Origin of the sequence: Pigmentiphaga humi, from assembly GCF_900606115.1 — a bacterium.
Lineage (GTDB): Bacteria > Pseudomonadota > Gammaproteobacteria > Burkholderiales > Burkholderiaceae_B > Pigmentiphaga > Pigmentiphaga humi.
In genome coordinates this window covers 114,717-130,854 of record NZ_UWPJ01000027.1, presented here as the reverse complement: position 1 = coordinate 130,854, position 16,138 = coordinate 114,717, and the positions used below count along the sequence as shown (strand labels likewise).

Genomic DNA, 16,138 nt, shown 5'->3' with positions numbered 1-16,138 from the left:
GTTCTTCCCCGAGGATGCATTGCACTCGAAGCATGTCTAACGCGCCGAGCCGCAGCAGGTCGCCGAGCGTAGAGCCCGTTGTCCGCACGCCAAGCTTCATGTCAGTGGGCATGCTCGGCCTCGCTTTTTCCCAGTTCCGCCTTGAGCGTGAACGTGTTGGAGCTGGCGTACCGCTCCCCTGGCTCAAGTCCTTCCTTGATCTCGACCAGCGTGCCGTCGCTACGGCCTTGCACGACCGCCTGTGCTTTGAACCCTCCAGACACTGCTTTGAAAAGCGTTGGCTTATCGTCAAGCATCTGTAGTGCATCGGCTTTCACGACGACGGGAACCTGTTGGTCTTCCTGGCGTACCCGCACAGTGATGAACAGCCCTGGACGCCACGCACCGCCCGGGTTCACCAGCGTGACACGAGCCGTTGCTGTCCGAGTCTGGTCACCAATCAACGGACCGACATAGGAAACGGTTCCTTCGGTGCTCTCGCTCATGGCGCTCGATGTGATCGTGACCCTCTCCCCGACGCGCACAGCGCCCAGATCCTGCGGCGCAACGATGAACTCGGCCCAAACCGTGCTTAGGTCTGCAATCGTGAACGATGGGTCAGCTTCGGTGACCGCCTCTCCCAAGGTCATGTGCTTCTCAGTAATCACTCCCTCGAACGGCGCCAGCATGGCGTATCGGTTCAACGCTGATGCCTTTGTCGGTACGCCGATCGCGTTCAATTTTTGCCTTGCATTCTGGACTGCGATCATCGCCTCTTCTCGTGCGGCACCAGCCTGAAGGTATTCTTGCTCGGCCGAGACGCGCTGTTCCCAGAGCTGCTTCTCGCGCTCATAGGTCCGATTGGCCAGGGCAGCCCGTCGTTGAGCGGCCATCAGTTCGCTTCGTAGGTCTGAAAGCCCGGTACTGGCAATGACTGCAAGGGTCTGCCCTTTGCGCACACGCTGTCCAAGATCCGCAGACACACTTTCAACTACGCCAGCCAACCGAGGCACGACGTGTGCCAATCTGTCAGCGTTGAACCGAATCTCTCCAGGGAACTCCCTGAATACTCGTATGGTGCCGGGACCGGCCTGCGTGACTGCAATATTGCTTTCACGAACTTGCGTATCGCTCAGCCTTACAAGGCCCTCCAGCTCGTGTTCCGTGCCATCTTTGGAGGACGAACTTTCACCCTTGATGGAGGCATCTCCTCCGCCTTGGTTGGCAGTGCCGCGCAGCACTCCGAAGATGGCGAGCATGCCTACGACGACTATTGCCGCGGCAATTGCTGTCTGCTTCCTGGTCATCATGATTTGAACTTCCTTAGCGGCCGAGTATGCGATCGATCGCAATAGCAGCCTGGTAGGTGTCGGCAAGGTTGGACAGGTACCGTAGCCGGGCCTGGAATAGGGTGCGCTGCGCATCAAGCACGTCTAGAAAGCTGAACTTGCCAGCTTCGAATCCGAGCGTCGCCACCTCGTAGGCCTGTTGTGCTCCAGGCAGGACGGACAAGCGTAGGGTGGAAGCGGCGGCCTTAGCGAAGACCAGACGCGACGCCGCTTGCTGGAGTTCCTGGCCTAACCTGATACGCGTCGCCTGCAACTGATCTTCTGCTTGGTCGGCGCGAACCGTAGCCTCATAGAGATTGCCTTGGTTACGGTTGAAGATCGGGAGAGGAATCGACAAGCCCACGATGGCCTGATTGCGGCCCAACGCATAGTCGCGCTGCGCGCCAGCCGTGATGCGGATGTCCGGATACTGCCGACTGCGTTCGAGTTGTACCGTGGCTTGGCGCCGCTCAATTTCCATGCGGCCGACGATCAGCTCTGGAGAGTTGTCGAGTTGGGCAAGCAACGTCGAAATAGGCGAGCGCTCGGGCAATGATTCCAAGTCGCCTACCGCCTCGGAAAACTGCGGTGCTGATGCTCCCCAGAGGGCGCTCAACGACACGCGAGCGCTTTCGAGTACGGCTTTCGACTGCCCAAGGGCAAGATCGGCATTGGCACGTTCGACTCGTGCCCGTGTCTCCTCAAGCGGCGCGACTTTGCCTGAGGCCACTCGTCGTGTGGCAACATCTTCAGCACGCGCTGCAACTTCCACGGCGCCTTGCGTCAGACGGACATCTTCCTGAGCCATCAGAACATTGAAAAAGGCTGAAACGGTCGCTGCTCGAATGTTGGCGCGAGCCAACGTAAGGTCGGCGATGGCCACGCCACGAGCGCGCTCGGCCGCGTCGATCCGGGCAGAACGCTTGCCGCCCAGCTCGATAGGGATGCCAAATTCTGCAATGGTTGTACGAGCGTCTCTCCGGGTATCTTCCATCCGTATAGACACGTCGGGATTCGGCAACAAGCCTGCCTGGGTTATAGCGCCCTGCAGTGCTTCAACTTCTTTCCTCGCTGCGGCGAGCGAAGCATTATGACTGGCGGTGAGCGATAACGCCGATTCGAGCGTAAGTGGCCCGCCAGCAAGCGTTTGTTGTTCGAAATAGGGATGAGGATCGGGTGCCGGAGGTTGCGCCAGAGCAACCGCAGGTATACCCAGGGCTAAAGCAAGCCCTAGCAAACAGCATCGCATGGAATTACACCTGAAATAAGAACGGTGAATCCAGCGAGGGCGGAAGAAAAGAAAAAAACCGAGGCGCCTCGCTGGTTAAGCGAGGCAAGCCCATTTAGGGCGTTCTGGAGTGCTAGCGGGGCACGACTTGAAATCGTCCCGTATCGGAACGAAAGCCACTACCCGTACTGCAATTTCAGCAGTAGGCATCATTACATCGGGAAAGACCGCATGCATCGAGACCAAGTGGCAGGCAAGACAATCGCCATGCACCGCCTTTTTCGAAGGCGTTCCTTCGTCATCACCTACATCGATGTGAATGTGATGGCCGAAGTGTGTCCGCCCAACTTCATCGCCATCCACGCAATAGCGTGCAGCGCCTGCCCAGGCTCCCTGGAAAGGCACCACCAATAGCAAGAAAATGATGAACAGTCTACGCACGGCGTCACGAAACTATGAACTGGCGACAGTCTAGCGCAACTTTCAGCATTTCGGCTTGACAAGATCGCCAGATAACAAAATTGTAATTCTGCCGCGAGTCCGAGCCCTTTACAGACGTGCGTTAGTCAATAGATGCTCCACATTGACTACAAAAGCTCGCGGTTGGGTGCACTGAGCTGCCGCAACGCTTGCAGACCGTAGGACCAAGCGACGTGCCACACTGCCGGCAAAATTTTGAGTATCCATCATTCATCGCCTTGCACCCTGGGCAGGCTATGCCAATCGCAGAAGACGCGGTGCCTCCACTTTGAACACCATGCCGAAATCCATGGCTACCGCCGCTGTGATGCCCGCTACCGCGCTGATCGCGGCTCTTGTGACCGCCAAACAGTTTGTCAAAAATTCCCATTTTTTCATCCCCTGCCTGTGTGCGCCTGTGCTTTCATCAACGCGTCAACGCACCCAGGCATATAGTTCAGGCGAAGTTCAATCTTGTTTGCATCACACGCGCACCAGTCCCGCCTTCTTTGCTACACGCGCAGCAATATATAAGGCTACCCATGCCGTCAAACCCGTTGCCAAGTACGTCGCGTCAGGCAGGGAGTGTGGGCCCGCAAGCCTATAGTCCGTCCAAAGCTTTAGCAAAGCCAGTGCTACGCCGAGAATAAAGATGGTGTTGTATTCTTTCACGACGACACGTCGCCAATTGAATTGCATGTCCGCAAGCGACTGGTGCCAGCCACTCAAAGAGGGCAGCCAGCGATTAACACGCAGACAATACTCCTCATATTCGACGCCGAATTTCGTGCGCAAGAAATCCTCCTCTGCTGCAACAATGCACATATACGCCAATAACACAAATGGTAGAACGATGAAATAGAACGTGTAGGAATGCGCCAATAGGACGACTCCAAGGCAGATTAACGCATTGCCTACGTACATAGGGTTTCGGCATTGCCCAAAAATGCCTCTTTGAATTAACTTGGAAGCATACACTTGTCGCTTGCGCCCTCCGCGTTCGATATATTCATAACCGATGGTAACTATCCTCACCATAAGTCCTAAGATTGCGATGATTATGCCCATTGTGTCGAACGCCCAGTCCCAACTCATGTTTCCGAAAGGATATGAAGGCTTGGTAAGCAGAGCGGCAAGAAGAAAGCCGGCTGGCCCGATGACGTTGCGGTAGCGGAATAAGAAATTTCCGACTCTGATAGCTGCTTTGTTCATTTGATCGCCAGAAACCCTTCAAAGCACACGTACTTTTGAATCGTCATGACGTCGATAAAGCCAGCCCGGCGTAAGAGATCCAAGTTGCCCTGGGTGGAGAATGGCTCCATTACTCCCTTGATGCTGCGTGTTTTATTGACAATCTCGGCCTCATTGAAACCACTTTCAAGTTTGAATTCGACGTAGACTTGGTTTGCATAATCTTGGAACCGGCCATCTGGTGCGCGAACCTTCTCGAACATGCAAAACGCACCGCCCCAATTGAGTGCTTGGTATATCTTATCTATCACCGCTTGGCGTATTCGTGGCGGCAAAAACTGGATGGTGTAGTTTGCGACGATCATGTCGCAAGGCTCAAAGTCGAGATCCAATACATTGGCGCATATGAAAGTAAGACGCGAATCATGCTCAGCGTTGTCGCGTGCCTTGAGCACCATATCACCTACAGTATCAACGCCTACTAGTTTTAATCGCCGCTTGTGAGAATGCTGTGCAGCAATCCTTATTAACAGCGAACCAGTCGAGGAGCCAACGTCGTAAACGAGGCTGTCTTCTTTCAAAAAGAAATCGCTGTAATGACATACCAACTGATGCCCGCTCTCATAGAGAGGAATAGACTTGCTAATGTGCGAGTCGAAATCTTCGCTTATATTCTCGAATGACCATCCAGCATTGTGCTGGTTAATGTTGGTGTCTACCTTGTTACTCATATCCTTCCCCTGAGCAACGCCGATCACGTGGTGACACGCGCGTTCAGAACGTTGCTATCGCTTGGCGTATTTACGCAGCAGTAGTAGAACCAAAGCGGACTAGCGCCGGCTATCGAGATGCCATGTCATGTATGCGTCTAGTCCACACAGTCGGATATTGCCAACTGCGCTCTCTGGGAGCAGGCCGGTTCAAACTACACTGACCAGTTGTGCGATGGGCCCCAGACCGAGATACCTGTTCCCTCGAAAGCCCATGCCCTAGTGGACGTCGACTCTTGCTGGGTGCTGGTTGTCGTTGTGAAGGCATCGGTTGTCCAAGAACAACCAATGATTCACAGGGGACTCGAGACGATCCCGTCGAGTGGCCTCGCATTGAATTGCACCTTTAAGTTAACAGGTGAATCCGGGAAGCGATTAGTTGATAAGAACTAAAGGCCTCACTGGTTGGCGAGTCGATGCCATTTGGGGCGCTCTGGAACCGCGGCAGGTCGTGACTCGAATGGCCGCCAAATTGGCGGAAATTTAATAGTCGATAGCGGCATAGCGCCAATGAGCGATAGGCCGGACGCAAACACCGCATGCATTGAAACCAGGTGGCAGGCAACACAATCGCCATGCACGGGAGATTTCGGAAATGCGCTTTCGTCGTCGCCCACATCAATGTGTAAATGATGCCCGAAATGGGGTTGCCCGCCACCATCCCCTTCCAGGCAATAGCGAGCCGCGCCCGCCCAGGCCCCCTGGAAAGGCACAACGAACAAAAGCAGGATTATGACTAGGCGGCGCATAGAGTTATATTACTACCGCAAATCACCAATGCAGCGAACGTTCGCTACTCGGAGGTTTGATATAAGATATTTGTTCACAATGTATTGGACTTTTCAATTACTGCGTTGGACGCGTGTCTTTATATAAAATTCATTTCGGCAGATGGCGAGCATGGCACGAGTTCGAATTGAATCGTCATGTGAGATATGCCAAATTCTTTCGAGAGCACGGTCTGCAGGATTGGTAAAATTTCTGCTGAAGTGTTTATTTTAGGGTCGTAGACTACATGCATGCTCAGGCTTACTTTTCCTGAGGTTAGCGCCCAAACATGTAAATCGTGAAAGCTCAAAACGCCAGGCACTTGCACGATGCTCGCTCCTACTTTGTCTAGGTCGACATCGTCCGGCACCCCCTCCAGCAAGATATTCAGGCTTGATTTCAACAATATCCACGTCCGCGGCAGTACCCATAACCCGATCAAAACGGCGATGGCTGAATCGATCCAGGCCCACTCCGTGAATCGAATAAGAATAGCTCCCGCGATTACACCAATAGAGCCGATCAGATCGCTCCAGACTTCGAGATATGCGCCTCGCACGTTCAGACTCGTGCCTTGCCTGGCCGAGAGTAGCCGCATGCTGATCAAATTGATGACCAGTCCGCAGGCTGCTACAAAAAGCATACCCGTAGATTCGATTTGAGGGGGTGCTTTTAGCCGAAAGTAAGCCTCGTATATGATGTAGGCAGCTACGCCAAACAAGAGTAATGCATTAAAAGAGGCGGCCAGGATCTCGAATCTGTAATAGCCAAAAGTTCGTTTTTTATCCGCCGGGCGCTTCGCGATCGAAATCGCAACCAGCGCAATGCCGAGTGCCGTGGTGTCGGTCAGCATATGCGCCGCATCCGAAATCAACGCCAAGCTCTTGGTTAGCACACCACCTATTATCTCGACGACAAGAAAAGTGGCCGTTAACGCAAATGCGATTTTCATGGAGCGTTCATTACCAGCAACGTATTCGCGCGCATTTTCAGTGCTCATGGTGGCTTCTCATAGCTGTGTACGCATTTAATCTTCCAGGCAGCGCCGCCGTTGGGGTTGGGCCGTGCTTCGAGTGGCGGCAGTGATGCATCCATGCAGGCCTTATAACCTCTCGATGAAATAGGCAATTGAGCATTTATCTTTATCGCGATATCCAGCCGGTTATTCGATGTATATAATCGAATGATGGTTTACACCAGACCTCTCGCTTCTAAACCTTCAACGTCATCAAGCCATGAATCCTATTGACACTGATTCTGTGTTTCAGGTTTTTCTATCTGAGTTTTCGGATCTTTCAGACGCAGCTGAAGCCATCCGCGCTATTGTCAGGCTGCTCGTTTCCATGGTCCTTGGAGGACTTCTTGGCTACGAACGCGAACTCGCGGGGAAGGTAGCGGGCGTCCGGACACATATGCTTGTCGCTTTAGGCGCCTGCGTATTTGTGGTTGTTCCTCTCCAGTCCGGAATGGCTATGACAGACCTTAGCCGCGTTCTCCAGGGACTAATATCCGGCATCGGCTTTTTATGCGCCGGTGCCATCTTGAAATCAGACAATGCGATGAACGTTAAGGGGCTTACGACCGCAGCCAGTATTTGGATCGCTGCGGCCATAGGCGTTACGGTAGGCATGGGCCATGCGATGACTGCAATAGTGGCGACAGTTTTCACGCTCATTGTGTTGAGACTCTTGCGAGGATGGAAGCACTAAGCGGTCCCGTACGTTCCAGTGCTGCTAGCAGCGCACAAGTGCCTGGACTTTTCTTCGGTCCTGGTTGACGTCACTGAGACTATAGTTCCAGGCCGTAATCGCTAGCAGCACCAATATTCCTTATGAAGACTTTTGTGTTCATGAAATGCCATCCGGACGCGCATCTTGGATAAAGAATCCTATCCGCGTAATACAGTGCTCGGAAGTCGCGATAGTTTTACCTGAGTGCATCGCTGCGATAGCAGCGACGATTGATAATCCCAAACCATGATGCCTGTTCGCTCCCACATCGTCGCTAGCACGATAGAAGCGCTCAAACATATGAGTCAGTACGTCTTGCGTCAAAGTTTCACCCAGACTTTGCACACAGACGTCAACCCCGGCGGCTTGGCGGCTTATGGAGATTTCAATCGGGCTGTTGGGCTTGCTATATCGCAAGGCATTTTCGACTAGATTCGAAAGCGCTCGCTTAAGCAGCGATGCATCATAGTGCCCGGCGGCGTCACCGGTGACGTAGATCCTGCGCCTTTCGTTTTCGTATGCTTCAACATGATAGTCGGCGACGGTTTGGCAAAGCCCGTGCAGGCTTTCGACCCAGATTCGCCTGGCTCGCACGCCCCGATCGGCTTGGGCAAGAAACAGCATGTCACCAATGATGGAAGACAGTCGGTTCAAGTCTTCAAGATTGGATTCAATCGCATCTCTAAATTCTTCTGTGCTATGCGCGCCGCGCAGTATTAATTGGCTGTTCGCCGCCATTAGCGTGAGAGGCGTGCGTAGTTCGTGCGCGACGTCGGCATTGAATCCCTTCAACTGTTCGTATGCTGCGCGAAGCCTTAGCAGTAGTTCATTGAACTGCTCAACAAGTGGCTGTAGCTCTGTTGGTTGGTTGGACCCGTCCATGCCGTCGTCCAACTTACTAGCAGTCAATTGGCTGATCTGCCGACCGAGGCCCCCGACCGGTGCCAACCCTTTCTTGACCAATGCGTAGCCAATCGCAGAAATAGACGCCGTGCCAACCAGTGCACCTAGCGTCAACACAACGATTAAGTGGTCGAGCAGCAGTTGATCGGGAGCAACGTCAAGGGATATCATCGCCTCCACATAACGTATAGACGGCCCGACATTTTCAAGCCGGAATCGTCGGTTTAGCGTGAACACGCTTGTCGTTCCAACGTGGTACAGTTGATTTCCATCGGACGACAGAAGTTCGAGCGATACATCTGTTCTTCCCCTGACGAGGTCGTCGAGCTTGTGGATAAACATATCCCAATTTTCGCCGCTCTCGGACGCTAGGTAGCGCAACGTCTGCTGATACTGGTTTAGCAGATCGGATTGTCTGTCACGTAAGTGCGCCTCCGCCTCTAGATAAACCGCTGCGCAAACTGCAGCGAGCCCAACAAAAGTGGTGAGCGCAAACCACCGAGAAAGGCGTCCGCCCAGAGACCATCTAGGAGGGCTGCCCGTCATTGCGGCTCTCCAATATGTATCCAACGCCACGCACCGTGTGCAGTAGCGACTGCTCAAACGGGACGTCGAGTTTTACCCGCAGCCTGCGAATCGCGACTTCGACGACGTTTGTTTCTGTGTCGAAATTGATATGCCAGACCGTCTCCGCGATTTGTGTACGTGTCAATACGCGGCCGGCATTTTCCATCAGTAGTGTCAACAACGCGAACTCCTTCGGCGTGAGATCCAAGACTCTTCCGCCGCGCAATGCGCGATGCTTGATAAGGTCGACTTCCAGATCGGCGAGTTTTAACCGGTCAGTTCGAGCAAGTTTATGAGGGATGCCACGCCGGAGCAGGGCCTCAATCCGTGCAATCAATTCCGAAAATGCAAAAGGTTTAGCCAAATAGTCGTCGGCGCCTGCGCGTAGCCCACGTACGCGATCCTCAACCTCGCCTTTTGCAGTCAGCATCAGCACCGGAACCTGCTTGGACTGGCGCAACGCGCTCAACACGGCGATTCCATCGAGTCCGGGTAGCATGCAGTCGAGCAAGACGAGGTCATAAGGTCCTTCGATCGCGAGATGCAAGCCGTCCATCCCAGTATGTGCAACGTCGGCTTGATAGCCTTCTTGCCGCAGACCCTCGGCGAGATAGGCTGCAAGCTTTTTTTCATCTTCGATGACCAGGATCTTCATGCTCCGGCGCGTTCTCGTTCCTATGATAGCGGCGGCTATGTATTGGCCACTACATGACTTCAGGTGGCGGTCGTAGCACGGTAGGCCAGCAGCCGCAACGCGTTCACGACCACGAATAGAGTCGAGCCTTCATGTACCGCGACGGCCGCTCCGATGCCTAGACCGAAGATCGTCGCAGGAACGAGCACTGCCACGACTCCCAAGCTGACAAAGACATTTTGCCGAATAATGGAGCGGGTATGCCGGCTGAGTCCGACGGCAAACGGCAGGTGGCGTAGGTCATCAGCCATCAATGCGACGTCAGCAGTCTCCAAGGCTACGTCGGAGCCAGCAGCGCCCATGGCTATGCCCACCGTAGCATTGGCCATCGCGGGCGCATCGTTAACGCCGTCGCCAACCATGGCGACCTTCGTTTGCGCACGCAGGTCGTGAATAGCCTTGACCTTGTCTTCGGGCATCAGATCGCCCCAAGCTTCGTCGAGCCCGACCTCGGCTGCTACGGCCTCGGCAACCTTCTTATGATCCCCAGAAATCATGATCATGCGGGTTATTCCAAGCTCGCGGAGCTGCTGAAGTGCGGCGCGCGCGTTGGCCCGCGGCGTATCCAGAAGGCCGATCGCGCCTAGATCCTTGTCACCTTGTCGTACGATCATGGTTGTGCGACCAGCCTCCCTCAGCCGCTCAATGGAGGCAGCGACCGATGCACTCAACGGAGCCACGCCGTCAGTTCCAAACATTTCGGCTTTGCCGATCCAAACGGTTTGCGAGTCGACTGTCGCTCTCACGCCCCGACCAATCAGGTTCTCAAGGCCACTGGCGGAAGAAGGCGTTCGGGTTCCCAAGCGCTCGCGTCCATCACGAGCAATCGCACCAGCCAACGGGTGATCGCTCAGCGACTCGACCGCAACGGCTACCGCTAACAGGTCTTCTTCCGTCACGCCTTCAGCTGGCACCACGTCGGTGATCCGGGGCCGGCCTTCAGTGAGCGTACCAGTCTTATCAAACGCCATTGCGTTCAACGAGCCGAGATCCTCCAGAGGGGCGCCTCCCTTAATTAAGACCCCGCCACGCGCAGCACGCGCAATTCCTGACAAGACTGCACTGGGTGTAGCAATGGCGAGGGCACATGGGCTCGCCGCCACGAGGACGGCCATGGCGCGGTAAAAGCTGTCGCGAAATGGCTCGTCGATAACAACCCATGCAAACAGCAATGCAACGGCGATCGCAAGCACCACGGGGACAAAAATGCGTTCGAACCTGTCGGTGAAGCGCTGCGTTGGGGATTTGCGCGTTTCGGCTTCGCTTACCATCTTGACAACGCGCGCCAGCGCCGAGTCGGCGGAGCGGCGCGTGACTTCGATTTCGATCGATCCTGCGCCGTTGATGGTGCCTGCGAAGACGCGTGCTGCCGCGTCGATCGCGTCCGGCCGCGCGCGGGCGACCGCTGGGTCCACGACCGGACTCTTGTCGACGGGAATGCTCTCGCCGGTGACCGGAGCCTGATTAATGCTGGACGTGCCCGCTACGAGAAAACCGTCTGCGGATAAGCGCTCGTTGGGTCTGACAAGGACAATATCGCCAACGATCAGTTCCCCGACAGGAACGTTCACGATCTGCCCGTTGCGCCGGACCGTCGCCGTGTCCGGGGCAAGCGCAGCCAATGCCTCGATCGCTCGCTTGGCACGGCCCATAGCATAATGCTCCAGGGCATGTCCCATGCTGAAGAGAAACAACAACAAAGCGCCTTCGGGCCAGGAGCCAAGCGCTGCAGCACCTGCCGCCGCAACTAGCATAAGCGTGTCGATTTCGAAGCGTTTGAGCTTCAGGTTATCGATCGCTTCACGCACTGTATAGAAGCCACCGAAAAAATACGCTACAACGTAGCATGCGAGCGGTAGCCATTCCGGCAGCCCCTGCGCCAGCTTCTCGATGGCAAAGCCAATGCCCAGCAGGGCGCCACATATGAGCGCAAAGGCCATTTCAGTGTTCGCGCCAAACACGCCTCCATGCGCATGAGCATGGTCGTGTTGCTCGCCACTATGAGCGTGTCGGGTGGCAGGTGGTTGAGACTTGCCGTGCCCATGTTCCGCGTGCGGATGTGCACCATGACCATGTTGATCGTTGGAGGGCACCTCGTGCGCATCACTCAGTCGCAGGCCCATCTGAGTCATCGCGGCGAAAATCTCGGCCTCCGACGTGCGCTGGCGATCGAACTCGACGTGAACGCGCCCCGTTGCGCTCGCGGCGGCTTCTAATACACCTGGCATAAGACGCAATTGCTCTGACAGTGTTTCTGCCCGTCGTTGGTGGCCGATGCCTACGGTCTGCCATTGCCCATGGCCAAAACGGCTGGTAATCCTCGCGCCTGCGGCCTGCGTAATATCGCGTATCCGGGATAACGTCAGAAATTCTGTACTGTAGTGGATGCATAGCTGGGCCGGCGAATCACCTTCCGCTGGCCGGACGTGGACTCCTTCGACGCCGGGGCGTGCCTGCAAATCCGCGACCAGCCGTTCGACGCACGTATCCGTAGCATCGGGCACGTTCGGCAGGAGTATCGGGATATCCAGTCGGAGTTTCGTCGTCATAACCAACATTCTGTGAGTAAAAGGACCGACTCCGACGAGCCGGGGTCGGTCGACCTCCAGCCCCCTTGCAGTTCGCGTTTTGCCGTTGCTAGCTATTGCTATAGATACGGAAAGAACTACGTTCTGCTGCGCTGAGTGCTTCCATCGCCGTGGGTTCGGGGATCACGTGACCAATAACTGACCAACGCAGAGAATAGGACATACGTCAACTCATGCAAATGACCGAATTCGTCACAGGCGTCGGCGGCCGCATACGCCTCGGTAACATCTAGGCCGCGACGCGACCATCCCACTCAGGCATGACCCCCGCTGAGGCATGATTGGAGACAACAACTCTCGGTGGCTGATGCGATTCGGCGTAGCACCAATACATACAGAGGGCTCGCATCCAAGCCCTCGGATATTGGTTGATAGCTGCAGACGCAATAGTTCGCCATACTTCTGCAGAGGCCCCTGGAAATTGCGCTTAGTCGCCCGGATAGTCTTCCATGAGAAGCGTGGTCAGCTTGGCTATCTCGTTTGAGGAAGCCTGCACACGCTTACCGTCAGTTGTTGGGAGAACTTCACCGTTCTTCAGATAAACTGCCCGTCCAAACTGATTTGCCTTTGCCATTTTGCCGTCCTGGAATATGTACAGCGTTCCGCCGTCTGCAAGCGAGATGACATCGCGCGACGCTTCACGGGCCTTGTGATCCGCGAACGCCGGAAGGGAAAGGGTAGCCGTAGCAGCGAACAGCGCCGCGATTGCGATCTTCAGTTTCATTGGTCATGCTCCTTGAGTATTGGTGAGGGGCAGCCCCCCACATGCTTTAGCACGGCTTCATGTTAAAGAGCTCCTGATAACCAGCCCCCGACATGCTGATTACATTTATGTAAGGTGGCGACGAATGCTGAGTCGGCCACGGGCTGAGTGTGTAGCCGATGTCGTAAGACGATAGCTGCGGTGGCATTCATTAATCGGCCGTCCAGTTCTCGCTCCTCTGCCTGAACCCGAGAACCTACCCAAGTTCATAGCGTTAGGGATTTTGACCTCCCGAAACTCCATGTCGCCCGGCCATTCTCAATTGACACGGACATGGATTCTCCCAGACGCTGCGCGAGAATCGGTCGCCACGGCACCAGCGTAAAACCGAGCCCGTCGTCGAGCATCGCATAGCGGCCGCTGGCCAGCGTGACGGAGCGCCGATAGACGCCGCTGGCTTGGCCGTCCTCGCCGAGCGGCTTATAGGTCAGACCTGTCTCGGCCGCGATCGTCTGGGCGGTTGCGGCCACTTCCCGGTCGCGCAAGGCGTGCAGCAGCCGGCGCGCGACGATGACTTGCTCACCCTGGCGCTTGGCCAGTCCTTCACGCTCCAGGTAGGCTGCTCGCGCCTGCATGGCCTCTCGGACCTCTCCGCCGAAGCCTGCCCCAGTCAGCTCTTTGCCGCCGTCGATCAGTTTGCGGTCCAGCCAAGTCGCGCCCAGCGCATTGATCTGGCGTGCCAGCGGCAGGTGGGACGGCACGGCAACGTGGATGCCGTGGCGCAGCTTCAGGTCATGTTCCCGCCCGCGCTCGCACAGGTCGCCCGGCACTTTCCAGACGCCATCCTCGATGCGTTCGACGATGCCGGCGCGGCGCATGCTTTCGAGCCGCATGACGTGCGAGCGCACGACAGACTCTGGACTCGGGCGGCGTTCCTGGCCCCGCCCTTTGGCGCGGCTGTCGTTGGCCTGGCTGCGTTGCAGTTCGGCCAGATGGTCGGCCGTCCGATAGATGCCGTCTGGCGCCAGCCGGTCGATGTTCTTGTCGGCTGCACTCTTGGGGATGGGCCGCACTTCCACGACGCCGCCGCTGGGGAAATCCGCCAGCACCATGCCGGGTGGCAGCGCGAGGTAATGCGCCCGGCCGTCGGCCCCATCGATCACGATGTAGCTGCGATCGCTCAGCTCGTTGACCAGTCCTTTGCCGGCGATGCGGCCAATGATCGGCTCGCGTACTTCCGGCCCCGTTTCGATGACGAACTCCCGCGCCTGGTCGCGCATGGCCCGGTGCAGCGCGCGCAGGATGTCGCCGTGCTCACCTAGGCGGCGCAAGGTGGCTTCCATCTGGTCGTCCAGCCGCCACTGGCCCGCCTCTGAAGGATGAGCCAGGTCCATGCCGGCCAAGTGCTGCAAGCGGGCGGCCAGCGCGCATTGGTAAGGCACGTCGCCTCGCAATCCCGACGTATCCACCAGGCCGGTATCGCCCGCCATGCGCAGCAGTGTCCGGTCCAGCGTCGTGAACCGCTCCTGCTGGGTTTCCCGTTGCAAGGTATCGGCGATCTCGCGCTCCGTGCGCGGCCCCAGCCATTCGGTCGCCAGCTCGGCCCCGCGCTCGCGCATGCCGTGGCTCATATACTCCGGCGCAATGACCAGATCCTGCCCATTATCGGCGCGCCCGCGCAGCACGATGTGCGTGTGTGGGTTGTCCGTGTCGTAGTGGTCCACCGCGATCCAGTCCAGCCGGGTTTGCAGGTCAACCTCCATGCGCCGCATCAGCGTGCGGGTGAAGGCGCGCAGGTCGCCCAACTCGCCTGCATCTTCGCTGGAGACGATGAAGCGGAACTGGTGCCGGTCGTCCTGGCTGCGCGCCACGAAGGCCTGCGTGTCCGCTTCGTCGGTCTCAGTGCCGTAGGCCTGGCCGCGCTCGCCCTCGCGGGTCACGCCGTCGCGTTCGATGTAGCGCAGGTGCGCCGCGATGGCGTCGGAACCGGGGCGGACCAACACAAACCGCGACTTGATGACCACGCGCCGGCTGCGCAGCGACGCCGACCCGGTTCGCAATCGCGTCGCCGCCCGGCCCCGGCCGAACTGGCTGCCGCGTGCCGAGCGACCGGCCGCCTGGCCCGCTTTGGCAGCTTGGCGGCGCACGAGCGACACGAAGCGCTCGCCGTCAGCACCGCGCTGTCGGGGCGGCGCGGGACGTGGCCGGAAACGGTCCTCGTCGGACCTAGCCATCTGCCGCGCTCCCGGTAAGGCGGGCGCAGATGAGCGCAGACGGCACCTGGCGCAGCCTGTACCGATGCGCCAGCGCGCCATCCAACGGCACATGCGCCCCTCGGCGCCGTGCCGTCCCCCAACACGTGCAGACAAGGCTTTCCGGCCAGCTCCGTGCTGGCCCTTTTATCTTGCCCTCGCCGTTACCGTCCGCCCATCCCCGGCGCCCTGGCGGCGGGGACCATCTGCAGGCCCGGCCGATGCCGGGCGCGCCGTGCCCATGCGATGGCCGAAGGCCGGGCGGGCATGGCGTGACCGGCGAGCCGGGACGCGGGCAAGCCGTCTGCACGAGTGGGCGCGGGTCGAAGGCTAGGCCGACGGCATCGCGGATGCGCCGCGCTGTCCACGCACGCCGCAGGGCGCGGTACAGCCGGCGCGCAAGGCGACAGGCCGAGCACGTACCGTTCATTGCGCACCCCACACCCAGAGCGGCACGGCCAGGCCGTAGGCCGCTATGCGCGGAATGGGACCGAAGTAGCGGCTGTCGAACGACGCCGGATTGTCGGTACTGAGCAGGAACCATTCGCCCTCGGCGAGCAACCGGCAGCCGGACCAGGCCGCAAGCGGCCGGTCCTTGCTGTCGGCAGCAAGCGTACGGGCGACGACATGGCCATTGATGCGCACCTTGCCGTCGCGCACGCACACGTGATCCCCATAACTGGCGGCAATCGGCTTGATCAGCGGCACGCCGGCCGGCAGGTAGCCGCGCTCCGCGGCCAGCCGCGCCGCAGAAGCCGGCAGGCGCGTCAGGATGAGATCCCCGACGCCCGGCGGCTGCGCGGCGATCACGTAGAAGCCGCGCGGCACGCTGTCGGTGGCGTTGTAGACCAGACGCGGTACGGCCGCGGGCTGCGGCGACACGGCGCGCAGCAGGCCGGGCGCAAACAGCGCCGCCAGCCCTGCGGCCATCCCGACTAGCACCGCAGCGCGAGTGCGCCAGGTGGGAGCGCGGTGATG

Annotated in this window: 13 protein-coding genes; 1 reads left to right on the top strand and 12 read right to left on the bottom strand. The window is 57.8% G+C overall.

Annotated features, from left to right (window positions below; all coding sequences use genetic code 11):
• Positions 1-101: 101 nt before the first annotated feature.
• The 6 genes from PIGHUM_RS18260 to PIGHUM_RS18235 form a co-directional block, all read right to left on the bottom strand.
• Entirely contained in the window at positions 102-1,289 is a 1,188-nt protein-coding gene (locus tag PIGHUM_RS18260; protein ID WP_342773218.1) for an efflux RND transporter periplasmic adaptor subunit, read from the bottom strand.
• Between the two features lie 13 nt (positions 1,290-1,302).
• Entirely contained in the window at positions 1,303-2,556 is a 1,254-nt protein-coding gene (locus PIGHUM_RS18255) for a TolC family protein (RefSeq protein WP_124081148.1), read from the bottom strand.
• 541 nt (positions 2,557-3,097) lie between these two features.
• Positions 3,098-3,385, bottom strand: a complete 288-nt coding sequence (locus PIGHUM_RS24455; protein ID WP_124081147.1) for a double zinc ribbon domain-containing protein — start codon at positions 3,383-3,385, stop codon at positions 3,098-3,100.
• Positions 3,386-3,477: 92 nt separating this feature from the next.
• Positions 3,478-4,206, bottom strand: coding sequence for a methyltransferase family protein (locus PIGHUM_RS18245; RefSeq protein WP_124081146.1), 729 nt, complete (start codon positions 4,204-4,206; stop codon positions 3,478-3,480).
• Complete coding sequence (locus PIGHUM_RS18240; RefSeq protein ID WP_124081145.1) at positions 4,203-4,916, bottom strand: methyltransferase domain-containing protein; 714 nt, start codon at positions 4,914-4,916, stop codon at positions 4,203-4,205. The genes PIGHUM_RS18245 and PIGHUM_RS18240 overlap by 4 nt, the downstream gene beginning before the upstream one ends.
• A 907-nt stretch (positions 4,917-5,823) precedes the next feature.
• Positions 5,824-6,723, bottom strand: a complete 900-nt coding sequence (locus PIGHUM_RS18235; RefSeq protein ID WP_124081144.1) for a cation diffusion facilitator family transporter — start codon at positions 6,721-6,723, stop codon at positions 5,824-5,826.
• A gap of 235 nt (positions 6,724-6,958) precedes the next feature.
• On the opposite strand from PIGHUM_RS18235, the gene PIGHUM_RS18230 reads away from it, so the two are divergent.
• The gene (locus tag PIGHUM_RS18230) at positions 6,959-7,432 is read left to right on the top strand and encodes an MgtC/SapB family protein (protein ID WP_124081143.1); all 474 of its coding nucleotides are present in this window, start codon (positions 6,959-6,961) and stop codon (positions 7,430-7,432) included.
• A gap of 138 nt (positions 7,433-7,570) precedes the next feature.
• Here the strand turns inward: PIGHUM_RS18230 and PIGHUM_RS18225 are convergent, their stop codons facing one another.
• From PIGHUM_RS18225 to PIGHUM_RS18200, 6 genes are all read right to left on the bottom strand, one after another.
• Positions 7,571-8,902 carry an ATP-binding protein gene (locus PIGHUM_RS18225; RefSeq protein WP_124081142.1) on the bottom strand — a complete coding sequence of 444 codons (1,332 nt, stop codon included), beginning with the start codon at positions 8,900-8,902 and terminating at the stop codon, positions 7,571-7,573.
• Positions 8,883-9,578 carry a heavy metal response regulator transcription factor gene (locus PIGHUM_RS18220; protein WP_124081141.1) on the bottom strand — a complete coding sequence of 232 codons (696 nt, stop codon included), beginning with the start codon at positions 9,576-9,578 and terminating at the stop codon, positions 8,883-8,885. Before PIGHUM_RS18220 ends, PIGHUM_RS18225 begins: the two co-directional genes overlap by 20 nt.
• A gap of 59 nt (positions 9,579-9,637) precedes the next feature.
• A complete protein-coding gene (locus PIGHUM_RS18215) occupies positions 9,638-12,166 on the bottom strand; it encodes a heavy metal translocating P-type ATPase (protein WP_124081140.1) in 2,529 nt (842 codons plus the stop codon).
• 466 nt (positions 12,167-12,632) lie between these two features.
• Positions 12,633-12,929 (bottom strand): CopK family periplasmic copper-binding protein, encoded by a 297-nt coding sequence (locus PIGHUM_RS18210; RefSeq protein ID WP_124081139.1) that lies wholly within the window; start codon positions 12,927-12,929, stop codon positions 12,633-12,635.
• Positions 12,930-13,174: 245 nt separating this feature from the next.
• On the bottom strand, positions 13,175-15,142 hold the full coding sequence (locus PIGHUM_RS18205; protein WP_124081138.1) for a DUF3363 domain-containing protein: 1,968 nt from the start codon (positions 15,140-15,142) through the stop codon (positions 13,175-13,177).
• 444 nt (positions 15,143-15,586) lie between these two features.
• Positions 15,587-16,090, bottom strand: coding sequence for a S26 family signal peptidase (locus tag PIGHUM_RS18200; RefSeq protein ID WP_246013307.1), 504 nt, complete (start codon positions 16,088-16,090; stop codon positions 15,587-15,589).
• Positions 16,091-16,138 lie beyond the last annotated feature (48 nt).

Excerpts from the sequence above, each read along its gene's own strand:
- PIGHUM_RS18230 (WP_124081143.1), top strand. The coding sequence starts at position 6,959 with ATGAATCCTATTGACACTGATTCTGTGTTTCAGGTTTTTCTATCTGAG.
- PIGHUM_RS18205 (WP_124081138.1), bottom strand. The coding sequence starts at position 15,142 with ATGGCTAGGTCCGACGAGGACCGTTTCCGGCCACGTCCCGCGCCGCCC.
- PIGHUM_RS18200 (WP_246013307.1), bottom strand. The coding sequence starts at position 16,090 with ATGGCCGCAGGGCTGGCGGCGCTGTTTGCGCCCGGCCTGCTGCGCGCC.
- PIGHUM_RS18245 (WP_124081146.1), bottom strand. The coding sequence starts at position 4,206 with ATGAACAAAGCAGCTATCAGAGTCGGAAATTTCTTATTCCGCTACCGC.
- PIGHUM_RS18235 (WP_124081144.1), bottom strand. The coding sequence starts at position 6,723 with ATGAGCACTGAAAATGCGCGCGAATACGTTGCTGGTAATGAACGCTCC.
- PIGHUM_RS18210 (WP_124081139.1), bottom strand. The coding sequence starts at position 12,929 with ATGAAACTGAAGATCGCAATCGCGGCGCTGTTCGCTGCTACGGCTACC.
- PIGHUM_RS18220 (WP_124081141.1), bottom strand. The coding sequence starts at position 9,578 with ATGAAGATCCTGGTCATCGAAGATGAAAAAAAGCTTGCAGCCTATCTC.
- PIGHUM_RS18255 (WP_124081148.1), bottom strand. The coding sequence starts at position 2,556 with ATGCGATGCTGTTTGCTAGGGCTTGCTTTAGCCCTGGGTATACCTGCG.
- PIGHUM_RS18225 (WP_124081142.1), bottom strand. The coding sequence starts at position 8,902 with ATGACGGGCAGCCCTCCTAGATGGTCTCTGGGCGGACGCCTTTCTCGG.
- PIGHUM_RS18215 (WP_124081140.1), bottom strand. The coding sequence starts at position 12,166 with ATGACGACGAAACTCCGACTGGATATCCCGATACTCCTGCCGAACGTG.
- PIGHUM_RS24455 (WP_124081147.1), bottom strand. The coding sequence starts at position 3,385 with ATGGGAATTTTTGACAAACTGTTTGGCGGTCACAAGAGCCGCGATCAG.
- PIGHUM_RS18240 (WP_124081145.1), bottom strand. The coding sequence starts at position 4,916 with ATGAGTAACAAGGTAGACACCAACATTAACCAGCACAATGCTGGATGG.
- PIGHUM_RS18260 (WP_342773218.1), bottom strand. The coding sequence starts at position 1,289 with ATGATGACCAGGAAGCAGACAGCAATTGCCGCGGCAATAGTCGTCGTA.